21 protein-coding genes are annotated in these 21,075 nt (G+C 68.1%); 12 read left to right on the top strand and 9 right to left on the bottom strand.

The window, feature by feature from the left end; all coding sequences use genetic code 11:
- Window positions 1-25 precede the first annotated feature (25 nt).
- Window positions 26-652 (bottom strand): YceI family protein, encoded by a 627-nt coding sequence (locus ACIQ1T_RS10315; RefSeq protein WP_395944455.1) that lies wholly within the window; start codon window positions 650-652, stop codon window positions 26-28.
- A gap of 186 nt (window positions 653-838) precedes the next feature.
- Here ACIQ1T_RS10315 and fdxA point away from each other — a divergent pair, with 186 nt between their 5' ends.
- The 3 genes from fdxA to ACIQ1T_RS10300 all read left to right on the top strand — a co-directional run bounded on the left by fdxA (window position 839) and on the right by ACIQ1T_RS10300 (window position 2,549).
- Window positions 839-1,180 (top strand): ferredoxin FdxA, encoded by a 342-nt coding sequence (gene fdxA / locus ACIQ1T_RS10310; RefSeq protein ID WP_395944454.1) that lies wholly within the window; start codon window positions 839-841, stop codon window positions 1,178-1,180.
- A gap of 325 nt (window positions 1,181-1,505) precedes the next feature.
- The gene (locus tag ACIQ1T_RS10305; protein WP_008260268.1) at window positions 1,506-2,036 is read left to right on the top strand and encodes a CarD family transcriptional regulator; all 531 of its coding nucleotides are present in this window, start codon (window positions 1,506-1,508) and stop codon (window positions 2,034-2,036) included.
- A gap of 120 nt (window positions 2,037-2,156) precedes the next feature.
- Complete coding sequence (locus ACIQ1T_RS10300; RefSeq protein ID WP_395944453.1) at window positions 2,157-2,549, top strand: hypothetical protein; 393 nt, start codon at window positions 2,157-2,159, stop codon at window positions 2,547-2,549.
- Window positions 2,550-2,566: 17 nt separating this feature from the next.
- Here the strand turns inward: ACIQ1T_RS10300 and ACIQ1T_RS10295 are convergent, their stop codons facing one another.
- On the bottom strand, window positions 2,567-3,076 hold the full coding sequence (locus ACIQ1T_RS10295; RefSeq protein ID WP_395944452.1) for a DUF3617 domain-containing protein: 510 nt from the start codon (window positions 3,074-3,076) through the stop codon (window positions 2,567-2,569).
- Between the two features lie 219 nt (window positions 3,077-3,295).
- Here ACIQ1T_RS10295 and rpmB point away from each other — a divergent pair, with 219 nt between their 5' ends.
- A complete protein-coding gene (gene rpmB / locus ACIQ1T_RS10290) occupies window positions 3,296-3,592 on the top strand; it encodes a 50S ribosomal protein L28 (protein ID WP_087120703.1) in 297 nt (98 codons plus the stop codon).
- Between the two features lie 109 nt (window positions 3,593-3,701).
- A complete protein-coding gene (locus ACIQ1T_RS10285; RefSeq protein WP_395944451.1) occupies window positions 3,702-5,429 on the top strand; it encodes a M1 family metallopeptidase in 1,728 nt (575 codons plus the stop codon).
- A 152-nt stretch (window positions 5,430-5,581) separates the two neighbouring features.
- Here the strand turns inward: ACIQ1T_RS10285 and ACIQ1T_RS10280 are convergent, their stop codons facing one another.
- A complete protein-coding gene (locus ACIQ1T_RS10280; protein WP_395944450.1) occupies window positions 5,582-6,346 on the bottom strand; it encodes a transglutaminase family protein in 765 nt (254 codons plus the stop codon).
- A 321-nt stretch (window positions 6,347-6,667) separates the two neighbouring features.
- Between ACIQ1T_RS10280 and ACIQ1T_RS10275 the strand changes: the two genes are divergently transcribed.
- Complete coding sequence (locus tag ACIQ1T_RS10275; protein WP_395944449.1) at window positions 6,668-8,848, top strand: histidine kinase dimerization/phosphoacceptor domain -containing protein; 2,181 nt, start codon at window positions 6,668-6,670, stop codon at window positions 8,846-8,848.
- Window positions 8,849-8,902: 54 nt separating this feature from the next.
- Window positions 8,903-9,820 (top strand): DMT family transporter, encoded by a 918-nt coding sequence (locus ACIQ1T_RS10270; RefSeq protein ID WP_395944448.1) that lies wholly within the window; start codon window positions 8,903-8,905, stop codon window positions 9,818-9,820.
- Window positions 9,821-9,972: 152 nt separating this feature from the next.
- Here ACIQ1T_RS10270 and ACIQ1T_RS10265 read toward each other — a convergent pair whose 3' ends face one another.
- From ACIQ1T_RS10265 to ACIQ1T_RS10245, 5 genes are all read right to left on the bottom strand, one after another.
- A complete protein-coding gene (locus ACIQ1T_RS10265) occupies window positions 9,973-10,176 on the bottom strand; it encodes a cold-shock protein (protein ID WP_017505920.1) in 204 nt (67 codons plus the stop codon).
- Between the two features lie 197 nt (window positions 10,177-10,373).
- The gene (locus ACIQ1T_RS10260; protein ID WP_395944447.1) at window positions 10,374-11,135 is read right to left on the bottom strand and encodes an extensin family protein; all 762 of its coding nucleotides are present in this window, start codon (window positions 11,133-11,135) and stop codon (window positions 10,374-10,376) included.
- Between the two features lie 78 nt (window positions 11,136-11,213).
- A complete protein-coding gene (locus tag ACIQ1T_RS10255) occupies window positions 11,214-11,534 on the bottom strand; it encodes a DMT family transporter (protein WP_395944446.1) in 321 nt (106 codons plus the stop codon).
- A 128-nt stretch (window positions 11,535-11,662) separates the two neighbouring features.
- Window positions 11,663-11,977 carry a hypothetical protein gene (locus ACIQ1T_RS10250; RefSeq protein WP_395944445.1) on the bottom strand — a complete coding sequence of 105 codons (315 nt, stop codon included), beginning with the start codon at window positions 11,975-11,977 and terminating at the stop codon, window positions 11,663-11,665.
- A gap of 44 nt (window positions 11,978-12,021) precedes the next feature.
- On the bottom strand, window positions 12,022-13,149 hold the full coding sequence (locus ACIQ1T_RS10245) for a serine hydrolase domain-containing protein (protein WP_395944444.1): 1,128 nt from the start codon (window positions 13,147-13,149) through the stop codon (window positions 12,022-12,024).
- A 171-nt stretch (window positions 13,150-13,320) separates the two neighbouring features.
- On the opposite strand from ACIQ1T_RS10245, the gene ACIQ1T_RS10240 reads away from it, so the two are divergent.
- The 4 genes from ACIQ1T_RS10240 (at window position 13,321) to ACIQ1T_RS10225 (ending at window position 17,852) form a co-directional block, all read left to right on the top strand.
- A complete protein-coding gene (locus ACIQ1T_RS10240; RefSeq protein ID WP_395944443.1) occupies window positions 13,321-14,793 on the top strand; it encodes a peptidase S41 in 1,473 nt (490 codons plus the stop codon).
- Between the two features lie 54 nt (window positions 14,794-14,847).
- Complete coding sequence (gene ppk2, locus ACIQ1T_RS10235) at window positions 14,848-15,594, top strand: polyphosphate kinase 2 (protein WP_395944442.1); 747 nt, start codon at window positions 14,848-14,850, stop codon at window positions 15,592-15,594.
- Window positions 15,595-16,037: 443 nt separating this feature from the next.
- Window positions 16,038-17,468: a metalloprotease TldD gene (gene tldD / locus ACIQ1T_RS10230; protein WP_395944441.1), complete on the top strand. Its 1,431-nt coding sequence runs from the start codon at window positions 16,038-16,040 to the stop codon at window positions 17,466-17,468.
- A 63-nt stretch (window positions 17,469-17,531) separates the two neighbouring features.
- A complete protein-coding gene (locus ACIQ1T_RS10225) occupies window positions 17,532-17,852 on the top strand; it encodes a hypothetical protein (RefSeq protein WP_395944440.1) in 321 nt (106 codons plus the stop codon).
- Window positions 17,853-17,871: 19 nt separating this feature from the next.
- Here the strand turns inward: ACIQ1T_RS10225 and ACIQ1T_RS10220 are convergent, their stop codons facing one another.
- The gene (locus ACIQ1T_RS10220; protein WP_395944439.1) at window positions 17,872-18,828 is read right to left on the bottom strand and encodes a TraB/GumN family protein; all 957 of its coding nucleotides are present in this window, start codon (window positions 18,826-18,828) and stop codon (window positions 17,872-17,874) included.
- Between the two features lie 144 nt (window positions 18,829-18,972).
- Between ACIQ1T_RS10220 and ACIQ1T_RS10215 the strand changes: the two genes are divergently transcribed.
- Complete coding sequence (locus ACIQ1T_RS10215; protein ID WP_395944438.1) at window positions 18,973-21,048, top strand: TonB-dependent receptor plug domain-containing protein; 2,076 nt, start codon at window positions 18,973-18,975, stop codon at window positions 21,046-21,048.
- The last annotated feature ends 27 nt before the right edge of the window (window positions 21,049-21,075 follow it).

Raw genomic sequence — 21,075 nt, 5'->3', positions numbered from 1 at the left:
ACGCCTCGTCAGGCCGCGACAGGTCTTACTTCTTGATGGCGAACTCGCCCTCGATGTGCAGCTTCACCTCGTCCGACACGGCCGGCACGGCGTAGTTCACGCCGAAGTCCGAACGCTTGATGGTCGCCTCGCCGTCGAAGCCGGCCTTGTAGGCGCCCATGACTTCGCCTGCGCCGTTGAAGGTGACGGCGATGGTGACGGGCTTGGTCACGCCCTTCAGGGTCAGATCGCCGACCACCGTGGCCTTGCTGGCGTTCGACGGATCGACCGTGACCGAGCGCGAGACGAAGGTGGCGTTCGGGTGGTTGGCGGTGTCGAAGAAGTCGGGCGTCTGCAGGTGGGCCTTCAGGCCGTCGCTGTTGGGCGCCACGTCCGTCAGGGGGATGGTGGCGGTCAGGGTGCTGGCCGACGGATTGGCCGGATCCAGCTTCAGCTCCGCCTTCACATTGACGAACTGACCCGTGTAGGTCGACAGGCCGAAGTGGGTCACCGACCAGGTGATCTTGCCGTGGCTGGCGTCCAGGTCATAGGCGCCGGCGGTCACTTCCGACGGGGTGGTGGTCAGGGCCGACTGGGCCACGACCGCGCCGCCGGCGGCGAGGCTGACAGCCAGGGCGCCGGCGAGGGCGTATTTCATGAAGGCGGAGCGCATGGAGGGTGTTCCTGTTGCGGAAATGAATATGCAATCACTACAGTTGCGATTAAGCCTGACTGTTGTCAAGTCGCGTCAGACCGCCTTGCGAACGTCTCTCGCCTTAAGCCCTGCTGTTGACAGTTGGTTGCGTGGCCGCCATGTCGCAGGCCTCCCGCTCACAGCCTCGACCCGTTCCTCCGCCCAATGACCTACATCGTCACCGACGCCTGCGTGAAATGTAAGTTCATGGACTGCGTGGAAGTGTGTCCGGTCGACTGCTTCTACGAGGGCGAGAACTTCCTGGTCATCGCGCCGGACGAGTGCATCGACTGCGGCGTCTGCGAGCCGGAATGCCCCGTCGACGCCATCGTCCCCGACACCGAGGACGAGCCGGACGGCAAGTGGCTGCAGATCAACGCCGAATACGCCAAGTCCTGGCCCAACATCACCGTCAAGGGCACGCCCCCCGCCGACCGCGAACAGTTCGAGCGCGAGACCGGCAAGTACGAGAAATACTTCAGCCCCAAGCCGGGCAAGGGATCCTGATTCCACAGGGACTTTCGGCCCCGCTTGCGGCCAAAAGCTTAAGCTCGAACGATCGCAAATCCACGTCCGCCCTGTGGACGTTTTGAAATTCCGTCATTTTGTGATAGGTTCTGTTTCATTGGATCGGGCGGTCCGCGAAATCCTCGCGCCGCCCGTGTTTGCGACAGAATCCCGCCCACAGACGGGATCGGCCAGAGGTTTGGTGATCCGTTTCCGCATTTGACGTCCTGCATCATCCCGACCGACGGAGCGATCCGCCGGGCGAGATCCTGTTTGCGTTTCCTGCGCCTTCGCGTCGCCCGGCCCTGACCGGGAAAGGACGAATATGACGAGCAAGACTGGTCTGGAGTTCAAGGTTGGCGACGCGGTCGTCTATCCGGCGCATGGCGTCGGCAAGGTCGCGGCCGTCGAGACCCAGGAAGTCGCGGGCATGTCGCTGGAAGTCTATGTCGTGACCTTCGACCACGAGAAGATGACCCTGCGCGTCCCCACCAAGAAGGCCGCGACGGCCGGCCTGCGTTCGCTGGCCGCCGACGACGTCGTGACCAAGGCCCTGACCACCCTGAAGGGCCGCGCGCGCATCAAGCGCACCATGTGGTCGCGTCGCGCCCAGGAATACGAAGCCAAGATCAACTCGGGCGACCTGATCTCCATCGCCGAAGTGGTCCGCGACCTGCACCGCGCCGACACCCAGCCGGAACAGTCCTATTCGGAGCGCCAGCTCTATGAATCGGCCCTGGACCGGATGGCGCGCGAAGTCGCCGCCGCCAACAAGATCGACAAGGACGCCGCCGTCGAACTGCTGGCCAAGTCGCTCAGCGCCAAGAAGCCGATCCCGACCGCCGAAGCCGCCTGAGCTTCAGCTATCGGACAACGAAAAGGCCCCGGATCGCTCCGGGGCCTTTTTGTTTTGACCGGCATCAAGGCGGGCCGCCTGCGACTCCGTCCTGATCCCCCCGGAACACGGAGCCTGATCATGACCGACGCCGCCGCCCAGACACCGCCTCTGGGCTTCTGTCACATCCGCCTGGAACTGGCCCGCGAGCCGCTGAACCCCGGCGGCGATCCCGAGGTGGGCTATGATATTCTCGCGCCCCTGACCGCCGAGCGCCGGCTGGACGCCGCCGTCTGGCGCGAGGCGCCGGAGAAATGCCGCGTCCGCCGCTTCTCCCATGGGGCGACCCTGACCTTCGGCCGGTTGCGCCATGCGGGTCCGGACCGCTGGTTCCTGGACTTCGAGCCGGGCGTGGAAGACGACGTCCACGGCTTCCGCCTGTCGGACGAGACCTTCGAGACCGGCGAATACGTCAGCCTGGCCGCAGGCGACCAGACCCACACCTATGTGGTCGCCCGCGCCGAGCCGGTCTGAACCTTCGATCTGCGGCCTCAGAAATATTCCGCGTTCGCCGGGCACTGGGCGCTGATGCGGTGCGCCGTGATGCTGGCGGGAATATAGGGGGTGCCGCGCACGATCTGGGCCCCGCCGCGGAAGCTGAAGCTGGTTTCCGTATAGGCACCGTTCAGCCGCACATTGATGCGGCGGCCCTTCCTGTCCTGGCAGGTGCCCTCGAAGCGGGCGTTGCCGTCGCCGACCACCCGGGTCGGATAGGTGCAGCGCCACTTGTTGGTCGACAGGCCGCCGAAGAAGCGGTTGATCTCGCTGGGCCGCACGCATTTCTGCAGGGTGTCGCGCTGGCCCACGGCGCTGGTCGTATATTCCCAGTAGCCGGGCAGAACCTCCGCCTGGGCGGCGGTCTGGGCGGGCGCGATGGCGGGCGAGGCCAGCATGAAGCCGCCTGCGACGACTGGCGCGAGAACGGCCAGCGCCCTCCTGGGCAGGCGATCGATCAGGGACGGACGGGACATGGCGGCCTTCTGTTCATCTGGGGTCTTCATGATATGACGCATACAGCACGTCATTTGAATGACGCCTGAACGAACGCGTTCCCCGGCGTGCAGACTCGACGGGCGCGAAACCCGACCAGACTCAGCTTGACGCCGAACCTCGTCTTCCCTTATACGGCCCCCTCTCGCGCGGGCTACCTCCCGCGCGTACCTGTTTCATGCGTCTTCTCCCAGGTTTCGGGCCGGACGCCGCACCTTAAGGATCTGACGATGTCGCGTCGTTGCGAACTCACCGGTATCGGCCCGATGGTCGGCCACAACGTGAGCCACTCGAACATCAAGACCAAGCGCCGCTTCCTGCCGTCGCTGAAGACGGTCAAGGTCAACTCGGAAGCCCTGGGTCAGACCTTCTCGCTGCGTATCTCGAACGCCGCCCTGCGCACCCTCGACTACAAGGGCGGCCTGGACGCCTTCATCGTCAAGGCTCGCGACGAGCAGCTGTCGATCGCCGCCCAGCGCATCAAGCGCCAGGTCCGCGCCAAGCTGGCCGAGCAGGCCGCCGCCTAACCAGCGACGACAGAACGATCTGGAAGAGGCCGGTGGAAACACCGGCCTTTTTCTTTGCGCCCTTTCGCGCTCGCGCTAAGCCTTCCCCCGCCACGCCGAAGGGAAATCGATGCGCACCAAGCTTCTGATCGCCGCCGCGAGTCTGCTGACCCTGACCGCCTGCGTCACCGCCCCGACCCACGCCGTCGAGATCGCGCGCGAATCCACCCCCTACACCCTGGCCACCGACCAGCCGCTGACGGTCGAGCAGCAAGCCATGCGGTTCGACAAGGCCGACCTGACGATCAAGCTCCTCCCCGCCGACAAGGCCATCGAGGCCGTCGCCGTGCTGGACTTCACCGCCAGGGCCCCGCTGGACGCCCTGGTCGTGGACCTCGACACCCTGCTGCCCATTTCCTCCGTCCAGATCGACGGTGTCGAACGCGCCGTCGACCAGTGGTCCAATCCCGAGGGCAAGCTGACCGTCCGCCTGCCCCGCCCCCTCGCCGCCGGCGAGACGGTGGCCCTGCGCGTCGCCTATGCCGGCAAGCCCCGCGTCGCTCCGCGCGCCCCCTGGGACGGCGGCTTCGTCTGGTCCACCGCCCCTTCGGGCGAGCCCTGGATCGCCACCGCCGTCCAGGGCGAGGGCTGCGACATCTTCTGGCCCTGTATCGACAGCCCGCACGGCGAGCCGGGCCGGGTCGATCTGCACATCACCGTCCCGTCCGACCTGTCCGCCCCGTCCAACGGCCGTTTCCTGGGCAAGGTCGATCACGGCGACGGCTGGACCACCTGGAACTGGTCTGCCAAGTCCCCCAACACCTACGCCATCGCCCTGAACGTCGGCCCCTATGAAGAGATGACGGGCGAGTACCGCAGCCGTTTCGGCAATGTGATCCCGATGAACTACTGGCATCTGAAGTCGGACACGCCCGAGCAGGTCCAGGCCCTGTTCGCCCAGTTCCCGCAGATGCTGGACTTCTTCGAGGCCAGCGTCGGCCCCTTCCCCTTCGGCGACGAGAAGATGGGGGTGGTCGAGACCCCGCACCTGGGCATGGAGCACCAGACCATCAACGCCTATGGCAACGGCTACAAGATCGACGGCCGGGGCTATGACTGGCTGCTGCAGCACGAGTTCGCCCACGAATGGTTCGGCAACCAGCTGACCAACCAGAACGCCGACGACATGTGGCTGCACGAGGGGCTGGGCTCCTACATGCAGCCCCTCTACGCCCGCTGGCTGCTGGGCGACCGCTACATGCAGCGCGAACTGGCGGGCCAGCGCGAGGGGCTGATCAACAAATACCCCGTGGTGTCCGGCACGCCCAAGACCGAGGACGAGGTCTACAAGGGCGACGTCGGCCCCGGCAACGACATCTATTCCAAGGGCTCCCTGATCGCCCATTCGCTGCGGATGCTGATCGGCGACGCGGCCTTCCACGAGGCGATCACCCGGCTGGTCTATGGCCGCCCCGATCCCCGGCCGGGCAATTTCCAGCCCCTGTACCGTTCTACCGACGACTTCCTGACCATCGTCAACCAGGTGACCGGCCAGGACTACGTCTGGTTCTTCAAGGGGTATCTCTACAACGCCGCCCTGCCGGTCCTGAACCAGACCCGCGAGGGCGACCGCCTGAACCTGCAATGGACCACCGGCGACGGGACGGTCTTCCCCATGCCGGTCGAGGTCGAGATCGACGGCGCGCTTCAGACCGTGCCCATGACCGACGGCCGGGGCGCGATCACAGCCCCCGCCGGCGCCCACGTCCTGATCGACCCGCAGAACAAGGTCTTGCGTCAGTCTGACGTGGTCGACGCGCTTCAGGCCTACAAGGCGGCGCAGAAGCCGAAGACCTGATCCTTCTCCCCCTGGGAGAAGGTGGCCCGAAGGGCCGGATGAGGGTTCCGCCGGTGGGCCAGGGCGCATGATCGCCCCCTCACCCTTTCGCGCCAGAACGACGGCTTCGCCGCCGTGCGCTCAAGCCCTCTCCCACAGGGAGAGGGCAAGGATCAGGCCGTCTCCACCGTCACCGACTGGCGCACGAACTGGCAGCGCTCCTGGGTCGTCAGGAAGGCGATGTCCGCCGCGTCGCGGCCGCAGGCGATCCGCACCAGACCCTCGACCTGGGCCAGGCCGGTCGCGTCGACCAGCCACCAGCCGTTGTCCAGCCAGACCTCGAAGATGGCGTGGAAGTCGGGCGGGGTCAGATCGAAGGCGTAGGCGCTGACCGCCCGCGCCGGAATCCCCGAGGCCCGGCACAGGGTCATGCCCAGATGGGTGAAGTCGCGGCACACCCCGGCCCGGTCGATGAAGGTCCGCGCCGCCGTGGTCTCGGTGTCCGACACCCCGTGTTCGTAATCGACGTTCCCGGTGATCCAGTTCAGGATGGCCAGAACCCGCGCCCCGCCCGCCGTGTCGCCGAACTCGCGCGTCACGAACCGGCCGAACTGGTCCGACGGGCAATAGCGGCTGGGCTGCAGATAGGGCAGGACCTCGGCCGGCAGCTCGCCCCAGTCGTGTTGCGCCACCTCGGGCGGCAGGCCCTTCAGCACCCCGTTCTCGACCAGGGCCTCATAGGTCAGACGCACCTCGCCCTCGACGTGGCAGCGCAGGGTCCGGGCGCCGAAATCGACGTCCTCGTCCTCCTGGAACTCGACCGGCGGGTCGAAGGTCAGGGTCTCTTCCAGAATGTCCTGCCCCGGCCAGTGGGCGACCTGGATCTTGTAGATGGCGTCCGTCGGCGGATCGAAACGATAGACGAGCTCGGCGCGCACGCGCAGTTTCATGAAGGGGGGACCAGTCGAACAGGGGAACGGCGCCTCAACGCCATGCGACTGCGGCCGTTCCGTGTCCGACCGACGCATCGGTAATGTCCGGAACCGGACACTGTTGTCCGGAAATCGACAAGCCTCGACAATATGTTACGGTGAAACCCGTATGACCGCCCTGTCGCACCCTTTTCGACCTTCCCGGCGGGAACGGTTACGCTTCCGCGGCGTTGGCCAGTCCTGGGCCAATGTCGCGACGGGGGCGACGGCTTGCGCCGCAGTCCCGGTCCGCACGTCCCCCACCCTCAAGGCGGAAGCCCAGTACGCATGACCGACTCCGCCGTCCGTTCCGAGATCGATCTGACCGACTGCGATCGCGAGCCGATCCACGTCCCCCAGGCGATCCAGCCGCATGGCTTCCTTCTGGTGCTGGATCTCGAGACCCAGACGATCGAACAGGGCGCAGGCCTGATCGAGGACCTGACCGGCAAGACGACCTGGACGGGCCAGCCCGCCGCCGCCCTGCTGGGCGACGCGATCGGCCGCCGCCTGCGCGAGATGGCGCGGACCGAGGAGACGGGCTTCGCCGGCCGCTGGCGCGCGGTGAACCGGCTCGAATATGACGTCGTCGTCCACTTCACCCCCGGCCAGGGTCAGGGCCGTCCCCATGAGCGGATGGTGGTCGAGGTCGAGCAGAGCTCGCAACAGGCCCGGCTCGGCGTCGAACTGATCGCCCGCCTCGACGCCGCGGGCGCAGCCCTGGAACGGGCCGGCACGGTCCAGGCCGTGTGCGAACGCGCCGCCGACGCCTTCCGCAAGCTGACCGGTTTCGAGCGGATCATGATCTACCGCTTCCTCGACGACGAGGCGGGCCAGGTGGTGGCCGAGTCGCGCACGCTCGACACCGGCTCCTTCCTCAACCACCATTTCCCGGCGACCGACATTCCGCGTCAGGCCCGCGCCCTGTATCTGCGCAATCCGGTCCGGGTCATTCCCGACAGCCACTATCGGCCCCAGCCGCTGCGACCGATCGAACCCGGCGAGCCCCCGCTGGACATGAGCGACAGCGGCCTGCGGTCGGTCTCGCCGGTCCATCTGCAGTATCTGAAGAACATGGGCGTGCGCGCCTCGGCCTCGGTGTCGATCATCGTCGACGACGTCCTTTGGGGCCTGGTCGCCTGTCACAGCGCCACGCCGCAGCTGCTGCCCTATGAGCTGCGCGTCGCCTGCACCACCCTGGCCCGCACCCTGGCTCGCCAGCTGAAGACCAAGGCCGACGCCGAACTGTATCGCGAACGGGTCCGCCTGCGCCGTCTGGAAGACGAGTTGATCGTCCGCCTGCCGACCGATCGCAGCCTGGACGCCGCCCTGGCCGAGCGCTCCGGCCAGCTGACCGAACTGGTCGGCGCCGACGGCCTGGCCATCGTCCGCGACGGCCGGATCGCCTGTTTCGGCCATGCCCCGCCGGAAGCGGCCGTGCGCCGCCTGTCCGACTGGCTGGACCAGCAGCCGGGCCTGCGTCCCGTTTCGTCCAACGCCCTGTCGACCCTGGTGCCCGAGGCCGAGGCCTGGCGCACCCACGCCAGCGGCCTGCTGGCCGTGCGCCTGCCGGGCGACCAGCCCCTGTCCCTGCTGTGGTTCCGTTCCGAAATCCTCGAGACCGTGCGCTGGGCCGGCAATCCGTCGACGGCGAACAAGTCCGCCTCGGCCGCCGACGGCGCCCTGACGCCCCGCGCCTCGTTCGAGGAATGGTCCGAGACCGTGTCCGGCCGCGCCCGCCGCTGGAGCGCCGCCGCCGTGGAATCCGCCGCCCGGCTGCGCGACGCCCTGTCCGACTTCGCCGCCGTCAACCAGTTGCGCACCCTGAACCAGTCGCTGCAGGCCCGCCTGTCCGAGCGCGACCTGCGGCTGGAGCAGCAGCAGTTCCTGATGCGCGAGGTCAATCACCGGGTCCAGAACAGCCTGACCCTGGTGTCCAGCTTCCTGGGCCTGCAGGCCCGCGACCTGGGCGACAGCCCCGCCGGTTCGGCCCTGCAGGAGGCGCGGCGCCGCGTCCGCGCCGTCTCCACCGTCCACACCCGCCTGTATCGCGGCGACCAGGACACCACGATCGACATGTCCCGCTACATCGGCGAACTGGTCGAGGACCTGGGCGCCAGCATGGGCGCCGACTGGGCCGCCGTGATCGAGACCGACCTGGCCCCGGTCTGCGTCGACGCCGGCCGCGCCGTGACCCTGGGCCTGATCCTGACCGAACTGATCATCAACGCCCAGAAATACGCCTATGACGGCAGGCCGGGGCCGCTGCGCATCAGCCTGACGGAGGCCGACGACATTCTGCGCCTCGCCGTCGCCGACGAGGGCAAGGGCGGGCACAAGGCGGGCAAGGGCTTCGGCTCGATGATGATCGGCAGCCTGGTCGGCCAGCTGGACGGCGTCATCGACTATCGCGACCAGGATCCCGGCCTGGAAGTCGTGCTCAAGGCGCGGATCGACCCCCTGACCTGAGTGTCTGACCTAAGTCCCGTGGTCACGGGCCACGGTGCGGCGTAAGAGGCCCGCATGTCCCCCGCCTCCCGCGTCTTCTCCGGCGTCTCGCCGCGCGCCTTCGCCCTGATCGTCCTGCTGATCGCCGCCTGCGTCCTGGGCCTGGCGCCGATCCTGGTGCGTCTGACCGAGACGGGTCCGGCCGCCGCCGGCTTCTGGCGCTTCCTGTTCGCCCTGCCCCTGCTGACGGTGCTGGCGTCGCGCGAGCCGGGCGGGATCGCGACCCCGTCCAGATGGGCCCTGCTGGCCGGGCTGTTCTTCGCGCTCGACCTCAGCTTCTGGCACTACGGCATCGTCATGACCTCGGTCGCCAACGCCACGGTCCTGTGCAACCTGACCCCGGTCGTCGTCACCCTGTTCGGCTGGTTCGTGCTGAAGGAGACGCCGCACCGGCTGTTTCTGGTCGCCCTGGCCCTGGCCATGCTCGGCGCCTTCGCCATGGCGGCGGGGGCGGACGGCGGACAGGGGACCAATCCGCCGCTGGGCGACGCCTTCTCCCTGTCGGTGGCGGTCTGGTATTCCGGCTATTTCCTGGCGGTGAAGGCGGCGCGCGCCACGGCCGGCGCCATGCGCGTCACCTTCTGGGCCACCCTGCTGGGCGCGCCCCTGCTGCTGGTCGTGGCCCTGGCCCTGGGCGAGGACATTATCCCCGCCACCTGGGCCGGCTGGGCCGCCTGTATCGGCATGGGGGTGATGCATGTCTTCGGCCAGGGCGGCGTCGCCTGGGCCCTGGGCAAGCTGCCGGCCTCGATCACCGCCGTCACCATCCTGATCCAGCCGGTCGTGGCGGGCCTGCTGGGCTGGTGGATCTTCGACGAGACCCTGACCCCGATCCAGGCCCTGGGCGGCGCCCTGGTCCTCGGCGCCGTCGTGCTGGCGCAGAGGTCGCAGCGGGCCAAGCCCGCCGGGCTCAAGCAGCCCGAAGGGCGATAGCCCCGACAAACGGGCTCAAGCAGCGCGAAGCGCGGTAGCCCAGACAAAACGGGCTCAAGCAGCGCGAAGCGCGGTAGCCCAAGCCAACAAAGAAAACAGGCGCGGAAGCCGAAGCCGCCGCGCCTGTCTCTAAGCCTTAGAGGCTAATCGACTCAGAGAACCTTGAGGTCGATCGCCGAGGTCTTGCCGCGCTGGTTTTCCAGCTCGTATTCGACCTTGGCGTTCTCATCGAGGCCCTGAAGTCCGGCCTTCTGGACGGCCGTGACGTGAACGAACACGTCCGAGCCGCCGCTATCGGGCTGGATGAAGCCGTAGCCCTTGGTGGGGTTGAACCACTTGACCGTGCCGGTCGCCATGTCTGCGTCTCCGTAAACGCGCTTTTCCAGGCGGATCCCCCTCGAGGTGACCCGACAGCCCATCTGGACAGCTCGTTCAGGCGAAGGAGCGAGACGCGGGTGTGGACCCCACGCAAAATCCGGACTGTGCTGATGTTGTCACCCGGCTTTTCCGGTCGGTCAACAGCAAAGCGATTCGCGTAGAGGCTGATTCAACCTTAACGGCAGATACCCCGGTCGGCCCCGTCGACGTGCAGATGGTTCTCATGTGCGGCGTTATAGTCGGGCGTCAGCACCGTCGAGAACAGCCTGCAGGCTCCGTTTCGCACCTGATGCAGGAAGCGCGACCCCGGTTCTCCGGCCGGTCCCTGACCGCGCCAGTCGTTAAGCACGCTGACCGTCCGCCCGTCCTCCAGCGTCACCCCGGCGACGTCCAGCGCATTGGCCCGGGCGTGCTCGCTGGGCCGTTCGGTCGTCTCCTGAGAGCCGTAGATCCGGCGGCAGGAATAGGTCCCGTAGTTCTCGACCCGCGCCGGGGCGGACCCCAGGATGTCGCGCGCCGCCGGCTGCAGCACCTGCCGGTCCCAGATGACGTAGCGCACCGCCAGCGGGCACTGCATCACCACCCCGGCCGGGGCCAGGGGCGTCACCGCCCCGCCGGTGATCCGCACCGCGCCCCGCACCACGCAGAAGCCGCCGTCGTCCCGGTCCTGCGCCCGCTCGACCTGGACGCCCGCGTCGCGCAGGGCGGCCATACAGGCCTCGGTCGCCCCCTGGACCTCTTCCGGTGCGGCGGTCGTGGGAATGTCGAAGTCCGCCACCTTGGCCGCCGTCGCCCGCCCGACCGGATGGTTCAGGTCCAGCGGCTTCCACGGCAGGTCCTGCGGCGGCGCATACAGGTTCAACAGGGCGAAGGCGGCGCAGGCCAAGAGCCCCACCTCCCACAGCAGATTCCAGAAATCGGCGAAATCGCGCTTCATGCGGCCCCAGTCAGAGCCCGAAACGGCCCCGCTGGCAAACGCCGCGAAGCCCGATCCGTTCAGATCAATGCGCCCCAATCAATGCGACGACGACAGTTTCATCATCACCAGACCGGCCACGATCAGGATCGCCGCCCCGACCCGCATCGGCGTCAGGCTCTCGCCCAGCACGATGACGCCGACCAGAAAGGCCCCCACCGCCCCGATCCCGGTCCAGATCGTATAGGCGGTCCCCAGCGGCAGGGTCCGCATGGCCAGGGACAGCAGGCCGAAACTGGCGGCCATGAAGACCAGGGTCCCCACGCTGGGCCACAGCCGCGTGAACCCCTGCGACTGTTTCATCAGCAGGGCCCAGACGACCTCCAGCAGGCCGGCGATGATCAGATAGATCCAGGGCATGACGGCGTTCCTTTTCTTCAGGAAACGCCGGGCCGTCCCGGACTTGAAGACCCGCAGGCGCGGGCGAGGACGTGGCCTCTGCGGGGGTCATATAGAGACTTGAGAGCCGTCAGGCAAAGAACGCACGATCAGGGACAGGCGGGGAAATAACGGCCATCGATATCCGCGAGCGTATTGTCTGGCTTGACCTGCCAGACGACCGTCACCTCGTGATTGCAGACGCCCTGCACCCAATCCGCCTTGGCCTTTCGCCCCCGTCCGTCGATGGCGAACCCCTGGGTGTTCAGGACACCAAGCAGTTCCGCTTCGGCCGTTCCGACCGGAAAGCGGCTACGTAGGCGTGGAGGCCACTCATCGTTGGCGACCGAGACCACCAGACCCTCTGCGAGTTTCGGCGGCGGGGTCTCCCACCAGCATCCCCCCAGGGGAAGCGCCGCCGCCATGAGGGCGCTCAGGAGGACTGGAGCAGAACGCGGCCGACGGATATTCATCTCCCACTCCCGAACGCCCGCACCAGGCCCGGCATCAGCCCCGTCGCCGCCGCCCCCTCCCCCTGGTTGGTCAGACCGATGAAGGCCGCGCCCAGGCCCGGTGCGACGACGGCGGTCGCGTACCACATCGTATTCGACCCATCGTGGGTCAGGATCGGCCCCTTGGACCAGGTCTGTCCCGGCAGGACGATCCAACCCGCCCCGTAGGGCACCCCCTCGCCCGGCAGGGGCATGGCCAGGGTCGTGACCGTCTCCGGCTTAATCCACCCCGCCCCGTCGTTCAGGAAGACGCCCAGCCATTTGGCATAGTCGGCCAAGGTCATGTGCGCCGTCCCCGCCGGCCCCAGGGCCAGGGGATTGTCCGATCCCGGATCGGTCGGATCCATGGCGACCCTCTGGTCTCCGGCACCGACATGGCCCCAGACATTGGCCCCGCCCCCGGCGCTTTCGACCGGCCCGCCGAACCCGCCCGTCGTCAGGCCCAGGGGGCCATAGACCTCGGCCCGCATCGCCTCCTCCCAGGCGACGCCGGTGATCCGTTCGACGGCGGCGCCGACGATCATGTAACCGGCGTTGCTGTATTCATAGACGCCCCTGGCCCCGCTCGGCGGCGCGCCCAGCACCCGTTCGACCAGGGCCGCCCGCTGTTCCGGCGACGGACGCGGATCGTCCCGCGCCGTCATGAAGAAGACCATGCCCAGGGCGGCCGCATCCTTCACCCCGGCCCTGTGCCCCATGACGTCGCGGATCGTCGTCCCCGCCCAGGCCGGATCGATCGCCACGCCGGGAAAGACCTCGCCCAGCGGCGCCGACCACCGCGCCCGGCCCTGCTCGACCAGCCGCCCATACAGGGCCGCCGTCATCGCCTTGGTGTTCGACCCCAGGTGCCAGCGGTCGTCCAGGGTGGCGGGATCGTTCCCGCCGAACCGGCGCACGCCGCGAACGCCGGACCAGACCAGCCCCTCGCGCGTCACAACCCCGCCCGCCAGGGCCACCGGAGCCTTCTCGACGAAGACGGCGTCCAGAACGGCCTCGTAACGGGCCGCGTCCCGCGCCGAGGCGGGCAGGCCTCCGCCAAAGGCGGCGGCGGCGCCCCCGGCGGCCATTATGGTTCGGCGGCTCATCGGCATGAGGTCTCTCCCCTGATCGGCGTCAGACTAACCGCCGGACGCATGCGCCACACGTGAGAAGTTCGTCATCCCGCGTGGACGCGAGTTAATCGTCCGCCCCCTTTACTCGCGTCAAACTTGCAGCGCTTATCGCCACAGTAGACAGTACAGTCATCGGGGGATGGAATGCGGCGTTTGGCGATCGGCTTGGGATTTGCGCTCGTGTGCGGGGGCGCCGTTCAGGCGCAAGGTCAGCCCTCCGCCTCCCCGGAACCTCAGGACTGGGGCCAGGCGCTGCGCCAGGACGCCCAGGACATCCACGACGTCATCGCCGACTCCCACCCCGGCCCCGTCGATCCCGACAACCCCGGTTTCCACACCCTGCTGGAGCAGGGGCTGCAGACGGCCCTACACCGCGCCGAGACGGCCCGAACCTACGAGGACTGGTATTTCGCCCTGGGCCAGTATGCGGCCTCGTTCGACGACGCCCACCTGTCGCTTGGCCGGTTCCAGGCCAACCCCAATCCCTGGCGCATGGAATGGCCCGGCTTTCTGACGATCCAGCGGGGCGACGCCAATCTGGTCTCCTACAACCGCGATCCGTCCGCGCCGCCGCTCGGCGCCGAACTGGTGTCCTGCGACGGTCGTCCCGCCGAAGCCTTCGCCGCCGAATTCGTCGGGACCGGCGTCGGCCGCTGGAACCTGAAGGAGCGCCGCGAAATCTTCTCGAACACCCTCTTCGTCGATCAGACCAACCCCTATGTGCGTCGCGCCTCGACCTGCATCTTCCGGGTGGACGGCGCCGAACAGAGCTTCGACCTGCGCTGGCGACCGCTGGCCGACGCCGAGCGCGACCAAGGCCTGGCCACGGGCCGGAACCTGCCCTTCGCCCCTCCGATCGGACTGCGGCCCTACGGCGCGAACGGCGTCTGGATCAGCATGAGCAGTTTCGATTCCACGCGCGGCGGCGCCGCCGAAACCGCCCTCTCGGCCCTGGCCGACACCGTGACGGCCCAGGCCGCCGACCTACGCGACAAACAGGTCGTCGTCTTCGACCTGAGGGGCAACCAGGGCGGCTCGTCCATCTGGATGTCCGACATGGCCCGTGTCCTGTGGGGAGAGGACTGGGTCGCCGCGAACCAGACCCGCTCCCAGGGCGTCGACTGGCGCGCCTCCCAGGCCAATCTGGACGAGATCGCGTCCTACCGCACCCAACTGGCGGACAATCCCACCCTGCTCGCCTGGGTCGACGCGGTGGAAACGGGCCTGACCGGCGCGCGCGCGGCGGGCCGCCCCCTGTGGCGACAGACCTCGGACGACGCCCCGCCTCCCGCTTCCGCCAAAACCGAGATGCACGCCCGAACCTATGTCCTGACCGACTATGGCTGCGTCTCGGCCTGCCTCGACGCCGTGGACCTGCTGACCGCCCTCGGCGCACGTCATGTGGGACGGGAAACCTCGGCCGACAGCGTCTATATGAACGCCCGCGAGCAACGCCTGACCAGCGGCCGCGCCGCGATCGACGTGCCCATGAAGGTCTATCGCGGACGCAAGCGCGGCAACAACGAGACCGCCAAACCCTCCGCGACCTGGACCGGCGACCTGTCGGACACCGAGGGCCTGGAAGCCTGGATCGCGGACCTGGACCAGGCGCGCTGATCCCCGATCGCCGCACCGCTTGAACTCGCGGCCGCCCCGGCCCAGTCTCCGGTCATGGGAAAGAAATCAGACGCCTACGAAGCCGACCTCGAACGGCTGCAACTCGCCATCGTCAAGACCCAGGCCTGGACCATCGAACACGGTCTGCGGGTCGTCATCGTGCTGGAGGGGCGCGACACCGCCGGCAAGGACGGGGCCATCAAACGGCTGACCGAGTTCATGTCGCCGCGCCAGACCCGCGTCGTCGCCCTGCCCAAGCCCAGCGACCGCGAAACCAGCCAGTGGTATTTCCAGCGCTACGTCCCCCACCTGCCGGCGGCAGGCGAGACGGTCATCTTCAACCGCTCCTGGTACAACCGCGCCGGGGTCGAGCCGGTGATGGGCTATTGCTCGCCGGAACAGTACGCCCAGTTCATGACCGACGCCCCGCGCTTCGAGCGGATGCTGACCGACGACGGCGTGATCCTGATCAAGCTGTGGCTCGACATCTCGCGCAAGGAACAGGCGAAGCGGCTTAAGGAACGCCGCATCGATCCGCTGAAACAGTTCAAGCTGTCGTCGCTGGACGCCGAGGCCGAGGCCCGGTTCGACGCCTATTCCGACGCCCGTGACCGGATGCTGGACGAGACCGACCGCGACTTCGCCCCCTGGACCGTCATCGCCACCGACGACAAGAAGACCGCCCGCCTGAACCTGATCCGTCACATCCTGAAGGTCCTGGACCACACCGACGAGGTCGAGGCGCCGGACGAGGACGTGGTCTTCCCGGCGAAGAAGGCCAAGGGCAAGCTGGCCAGATAGGATAGAGAGCAGAGACGGCGTCTTCTCCCCATCGCAGATGGGGAGGGGGACCGCGAAGCGGTGGAGGGGTTCTTGAAGCCCCACCGACGTCGGGTCTTCGCGCTTTGAAGACCCCCTCCGTCTCTCCGCTGCGCTCCGCGACGGGGAGGAGACCCTCTGATCGCCTAATGACGCTGCCCTGACCCGAGGCTTTTCAACGCCTTGTCGCCCGCGCCCGGCATTCGACGCGGCGCCCGTCCGGCCCGTGATATACTCCCCGCCCCTTTCGCCGCGTTGGAGATTTCAGACATTTCGGACGTTTCGGACACTGTTTTTCCCGCACCCCGGACCGTCGGGCCCGATTTCGGACGTTTCGGACAGTTCGGACACTCCATTTTCCCGCCCCGCCGTCCGAATCCGCCCCGGCAGGTGACGAACCGCCCTCCAGCCCCTACCTATCGCCCATGACCGTTCACGCCTCCCCGCCGCCCATCCTCGACGCCGCCGGCGTCGACACCGACGAAGCCCTGTCGATCCTGAAGACGGCCCTGGCCGGCGCCGACGACGGCGAACTGTTCCTCGAACGGTCCGAGAGCGAGAGCCTGGTCTTCGACGACGGCCGACTGAAGTCCGCCGCCTATGACGCCACCGAGGGCTTCGGCCTGCGGGTCGTGGCGGGCGAAACCGCCGGATACGCCCACGCCAACGAGATCTCCGCCGCCGCCCTGCGCCGCGCCGCCGACAGCGCCGCCCTGGCCAAGGCGGGCCACGCCGCCGTCGTCGCTGACGGCCCGCGCGCCACCAACCAGAAACTGTATGGCGAGGTCGATCCCCTCGCCTCGCCCGCCTTCTCCGACAAGATCGCGCTTCTGGCCGAGATCGACGCCTGGGCTCGCGCCCGCGACCCGCGCGTGGTCCAGGTCTCGGCCTCCCTGGTGGGCGAGCGCCGCGCCATCGAGATCCTGCGCGCCGACGACCGGATGGTGCGCGACATCCGCCCCCTGGTCCGGCTGAACGTCTCGGTCACCGTCGAACAGGACGGCCGGCGCGAGAGCGCCTCGTCGGGCGCCGGCGGCCGGGCCGGGTTCGAGACCTGGGTCGCTCCCGAACGCTGGCAGGCCCAGGTGGACGAGGCCCTGCGCCAGGCCCTGACCAATCTGGACGCCATCGACTGTCCGGCGGGCGAGATGGACGTGGTCCTGGGCGCCGGCTGGCCCGGCGTCCTGCTGCACGAGGCCATCGGCCACGGCTTCGAGGGCGACTTCCACCGCAAGGGCTCGTCCGTCTTCAACGGCATGATGGGCAAGCGCGTCGCCGCGCCGGGCGTCACCGTGGTCGATGACGGCTCCATCGCCGGCCGTCGCGGCTCCCTGTCGATCGACGACGAGGGCACCCCGACCCAGCGCACCGTCCTGATCGAGGACGGGATCATGGTCGGCCTGATGCACGACCGGCTGTCGGCGCGTCAGCTGGGCGTCGCCGCCACCGGCAACGGCCGGCGCCAGTCCTTCGCCCATATGCCGATGCCGCGCATGACCAACACCTTCATGGAGGGCGGCCGGGACTCGAAGGCCGACATGATCGCCTCGACCAAGCGCGGCCTCTACGCCGCAAACTTCGGCGGCGGCCAGGTGGACATCACCAACGGCAAGTTCGTCTTCCAGTGCACCGAGGCCTATCTGATCGAGGACGGCAGGATCACCGCCCCCGTCCGCGGCGCCACCCTGATCGGCGACGGGGCCACGGCCCTGACCAGGATCCAGATGATCGGCGACGACTTCGCCTTCGACCCCGGCGTCGGCGTCTGCGGCAAGGCCGGCCAGGGCGTCCCGGTGGGCATCGGCCAGCCCTCGCTGAAGATGGGCGGACTGACCGTCGGCGGAACGGCGGTCTGAGCCGGGCGGAACCCTAGTCGCCGACGGAGTGTTTCCCCGCCACACTGGAGAGGAAACGTCTCAATGGCTACCGAACGTACTGTCGAGCATCCCGACGGCCGCATCGAACGCATCACCGAGAGCGACGCGGCCCCCGCCGCTTCCGGCCCCGTCATCGTCGAGCGCGGCCGCAGCGGCGGCGGCCTGGGCGGGATCGTCGCCCTGGTCATCGGCCTGGCCCTGGTCCTGGTCATCGGCTGGTTCCTGATGAACATGAACCGCAACGACGCCGTCGAATCCAACGCCGTCGCCGGCGCGGCCGAGAGCGTCGGCAACGCCGCCGAGAACATCGGCGACGCCGCCCGCGACGCCGTTCCGGAACGGGCTCCGGCCCCGGCCAACTAGGGGTCGAACCCAAGGAGGGTCAGGGTGCGGGCGCGGCCTTCCAATCGGGGCCGATGATCTCGAGGCCCTGGCCCTCCAACATATCCAGCACGCCGCCCGGCTCGGTCACCACGACCAGCGGCGCTATGGCTACGGTGGCGCCCGTCTGGGCCAGACTCTCCTCGACGGCCGTGTTCCAGATCCTGCGCAGCGTGTCCGACTGGCCCATGATCGAGAAGTAGGAACAGGCGTCGACGGCCTGCTGCAACGGCGAGCTCCGAAGGGCGGGAACGCGCCGCATCCGCCAGTCCTCGGCCCGCTTTGCTCCACCCTGCGGCCCCGCCTCCCCGGCGATCACCGCAGCGGCGATACAGTCACGATACTGTTCGGGCGGCGTGGTCAGGATCTTGTCGACCAGTTCGTCGCCCCGCAGCGTCCCGACCGCCCGGGCCGGGGTGCGGTTGGCCCGTGTCGCCCGCCGCACGACGTTGGCCGCCGACTGTCCGCCGCCCCCGCCGCCGATTTCCATCAGATCGTCCGCCAGCAGCCAGAAGCTCTGGCGGCTGGGTCCCTCGCCCGTCAGCGCCTCGACCCGCGCCTCCAGTTCCGGTGACAGATAGTCCGCGCTGGTCCGGCCGTCCGGCAAGCGGGTCAGGGTGCGAAACCGCCAGATCATTCTTCCGATATCGGCCAGGGATCCCCGCCCCTCGACCGGAAACAGCACCCGGTCCGCCCGGTCCACCGCCGAGACCAGGGCCTCGGTCCGCCACTCCATATCCTTGGGCAGGTCGATCGGCGTGACCAGGATCAGCACACTGTCGCCACGCCGCACCTGCCACATCGGCCCCTCGATCCGGCGCGCGCTGACGACGATCTCCTCGACCTCGTCCGACGCCGCTTCCGGAACCGTCTCCTGGGCGATTGCGCCGGTCGATACGGCGACGCAAGCCCAGAACCCCAAGAACCCCAAGAACAGATTGATCTTCGAATGGCGCATTACATGAGCCTAGATCGATTACTTGCAGTTACGTAATGAACTCCCTGTAATGATGGAGCCGATTTAATCCACCTTTCAGCCTTGTAACTGGAGATGAATGCGACGGATCGGCACACCTCTCGCCAACGAACCGAGGGGAAACCGATGACCAAGACCATTCTGCTGACCAGCGCCGCCGCCCTGTTCCTGTCCGCCGGCGCCGCCTTCGCGGGCGACACGCCGCAGGTCGCCGAGGTTCCGGTGCCGACCGGCCCGACCAACCAGGCGCCGCTGGCCGATGCGACCCAGCGCGGGGTGCTGGTCTTCACGCCCGACTTCTTCGCCGCTCAACAGCCCAACACCGCCCTGGACATGGTCAACCGGGTGCCGGGCTTCGATCTGGACGACGGGTCCGGCGCACGCGGCTTCGAGGGCGCGGTCGGCAACGTCCTGATCAACAACGCCCGCCCGGCGTCCAAGAACGACACAGGCTCCAACGTCCTGAACCGCACCCTGGCCCGCCAGGTCGAGCGGATCGAGCTGATCCGCGGCGGCGCGCCGGGCATCGACATGCAGGGCTTCTCGGTAGTGGTGAACGTCATCCTGAAGAAGGAGAGCACCCACCAATCGATCCTGACCTGGAACACCACCCAGTTCGAGGGCTCGGGCCAGGACCTGCACGGCGGCAGCTATCAGTTCACCGCCCGCGACGGCGACCGCAGCTGGGGCGTGACCCTGTCCGACGGGATCAGCATGAGCGACTCCAACGGCCCCGGCCGCCTGATCCGCCGCGACGCCGCCGGCAATGTCCTGCGCGACGAACAGACCGACACCGACGGCTACGGCGGCGGCAACTCGATCCGCGGCGTCTACGCCGGGCCGCTGGCCGGCGGCAAGATCGACCTGACCGCCCGCTACGGCATCAATGACTGGCAGGGCTACAACACCAGCGCCTCACCCGCGATGTTCCGCGAGAGCACCGACGCCGAGGACAGCGACGGCGGCGAGTTCGGCGTCACCTGGGAACGCCCCCTGAACGCGCGCTTCAAGCTGGAGACCCGGCTGATGCACGAGTTCGGCAGCTGGGACGGGGTCTCGACCTACAATGTCCTGAGCAATGGCGTGGACGCGCCGGAACAGGTCTTCGACTATTCGGGCGAAAGCTCCGAGACCATCCTGCGCGCCCTGATCCGCCACGAGCGGTCGCCCAAGCTGACGGTCGAGACCGGCGGGGAGGTGGCCTACAACATGCGCCAGACCGAACAGGCCTATACCGAGGGCGGCGTGGCCATTCCCCTGCCCAGCGCCTCGGTCAAGGTCGAGGAGACGCGCGGCGAGATCTTCTCCAAGGGCACCTGGCGGCTGCACCCCGACCTGACGCTGGAGGCCGGTCTGCGGCTGGAGGCCTCGACCATCAAACAGTCGGGCGATGCGGATCAGGAGAAGAGCTTCTTCTTCGCCAAGCCCCGCTTCCAGGCCACCTGGACGCCGATGCCGAACAACCAGATCCGCTTCCGCTTCGAGCGCGAACTGGGCCAGCTGGACTTCTCGGACTTCGCCGCCTCGGCCGACCTGAACGACCAGAACGTCTATGGCGGCAACGTCGATCTGGAGCCGGAACAGCGCTGGATCTCGCAACTGACCTATGAGCGCCGTTTCTGGGGCGACGGCATCGTCTCCATCGGCTATCGCCACGACGAGATCATCGACGCCATCGACAGCATCCCCCTGGCGGACGGCCTGTCGGCGGTGGGCAATATCGGCGACGGAACCCTGGACCAGCTGTCGCTCAACGTCCTGGTGCCGCTGGACAAGTTCGGCTTCAAGGGCGGGCAGTTCACCTTCCGCAACGACTGGAACAAGACCGCCGTCACCGATCCGACCACCGGCGACGAGCGCCCCATCTCGGGCGTGCGCGCCACCCAGGCCAATGTCGGCGTCCAGCAGGACCTGATGAACGGCAAGGTGCAGTGGGGGATCAACTGGCTGCCCTATCTGGGCCAGCCCAACTATCGCCCGGACCAGGTCTCGCGCTGGCGCGGCACGGACTATTTCGAGATGTTCGCCGAGTACAAGCCGACCACGACCCTGGCCATCCGCGCCCAGTTGAACCTGTGGGACGACTTCACCCAGCGCCGCACGGTCTTCGCCGACCGCACCACCCGCACGGTGGCCTTTGTCGAGGACAGCACGGCGGATCCGCGCACCTTCGTCTCGATCCGGGTCCGCAAGACCTTCTGAGGCGCGCGCCGTCCAGCAAAAAGCCCC

This window comes from Brevundimonas sp., assembly GCF_044336875.1.
GTDB lineage: Bacteria > Pseudomonadota > Alphaproteobacteria > Caulobacterales > Caulobacteraceae > Brevundimonas.
This window is presented reverse-complemented; position numbering and strand designations above follow the sequence as displayed.

Coding starts and splice junctions, on each gene's coding strand:
- ACIQ1T_RS10240 (WP_395944443.1), top strand. CDS start 13,321: ATGCGGCGTTTGGCGATCGGCTTGGGATTTGCGCTCGTGTGCGGGGGC.
- ACIQ1T_RS10215 (WP_395944438.1), top strand. CDS start 18,973: ATGACCAAGACCATTCTGCTGACCAGCGCCGCCGCCCTGTTCCTGTCC.
- ppk2 (WP_395944442.1), top strand. CDS start 14,848: ATGGGAAAGAAATCAGACGCCTACGAAGCCGACCTCGAACGGCTGCAA.
- ACIQ1T_RS10270 (WP_395944448.1), top strand. CDS start 8,903: ATGTCCCCCGCCTCCCGCGTCTTCTCCGGCGTCTCGCCGCGCGCCTTC.
- ACIQ1T_RS10305 (WP_008260268.1), top strand. CDS start 1,506: ATGACGAGCAAGACTGGTCTGGAGTTCAAGGTTGGCGACGCGGTCGTC.
- ACIQ1T_RS10250 (WP_395944445.1), bottom strand. CDS start 11,977: ATGGCGGCGGCGCTTCCCCTGGGGGGATGCTGGTGGGAGACCCCGCCG.
- ACIQ1T_RS10300 (WP_395944453.1), top strand. CDS start 2,157: ATGACCGACGCCGCCGCCCAGACACCGCCTCTGGGCTTCTGTCACATC.
- tldD (WP_395944441.1), top strand. CDS start 16,038: ATGACCGTTCACGCCTCCCCGCCGCCCATCCTCGACGCCGCCGGCGTC.
- ACIQ1T_RS10275 (WP_395944449.1), top strand. CDS start 6,668: ATGACCGACTCCGCCGTCCGTTCCGAGATCGATCTGACCGACTGCGAT.
- rpmB (WP_087120703.1), top strand. CDS start 3,296: ATGTCGCGTCGTTGCGAACTCACCGGTATCGGCCCGATGGTCGGCCAC.
- fdxA (WP_395944454.1), top strand. CDS start 839: ATGACCTACATCGTCACCGACGCCTGCGTGAAATGTAAGTTCATGGAC.
- ACIQ1T_RS10315 (WP_395944455.1), bottom strand. CDS start 652: ATGCGCTCCGCCTTCATGAAATACGCCCTCGCCGGCGCCCTGGCTGTC.
- ACIQ1T_RS10255 (WP_395944446.1), bottom strand. CDS start 11,534: ATGCCCTGGATCTATCTGATCATCGCCGGCCTGCTGGAGGTCGTCTGG.
- ACIQ1T_RS10265 (WP_017505920.1), bottom strand. CDS start 10,176: ATGGCGACCGGCACGGTCAAGTGGTTCAACCCCACCAAGGGCTACGGC.
- ACIQ1T_RS10245 (WP_395944444.1), bottom strand. CDS start 13,149: ATGAGCCGCCGAACCATAATGGCCGCCGGGGGCGCCGCCGCCGCCTTT.
- ACIQ1T_RS10295 (WP_395944452.1), bottom strand. CDS start 3,076: ATGAAGACCCCAGATGAACAGAAGGCCGCCATGTCCCGTCCGTCCCTG.
- ACIQ1T_RS10220 (WP_395944439.1), bottom strand. CDS start 18,828: ATGCGCCATTCGAAGATCAATCTGTTCTTGGGGTTCTTGGGGTTCTGG.
- ACIQ1T_RS10260 (WP_395944447.1), bottom strand. CDS start 11,135: ATGAAGCGCGATTTCGCCGATTTCTGGAATCTGCTGTGGGAGGTGGGG.
- ACIQ1T_RS10225 (WP_395944440.1), top strand. CDS start 17,532: ATGGCTACCGAACGTACTGTCGAGCATCCCGACGGCCGCATCGAACGC.
- ACIQ1T_RS10285 (WP_395944451.1), top strand. CDS start 3,702: ATGCGCACCAAGCTTCTGATCGCCGCCGCGAGTCTGCTGACCCTGACC.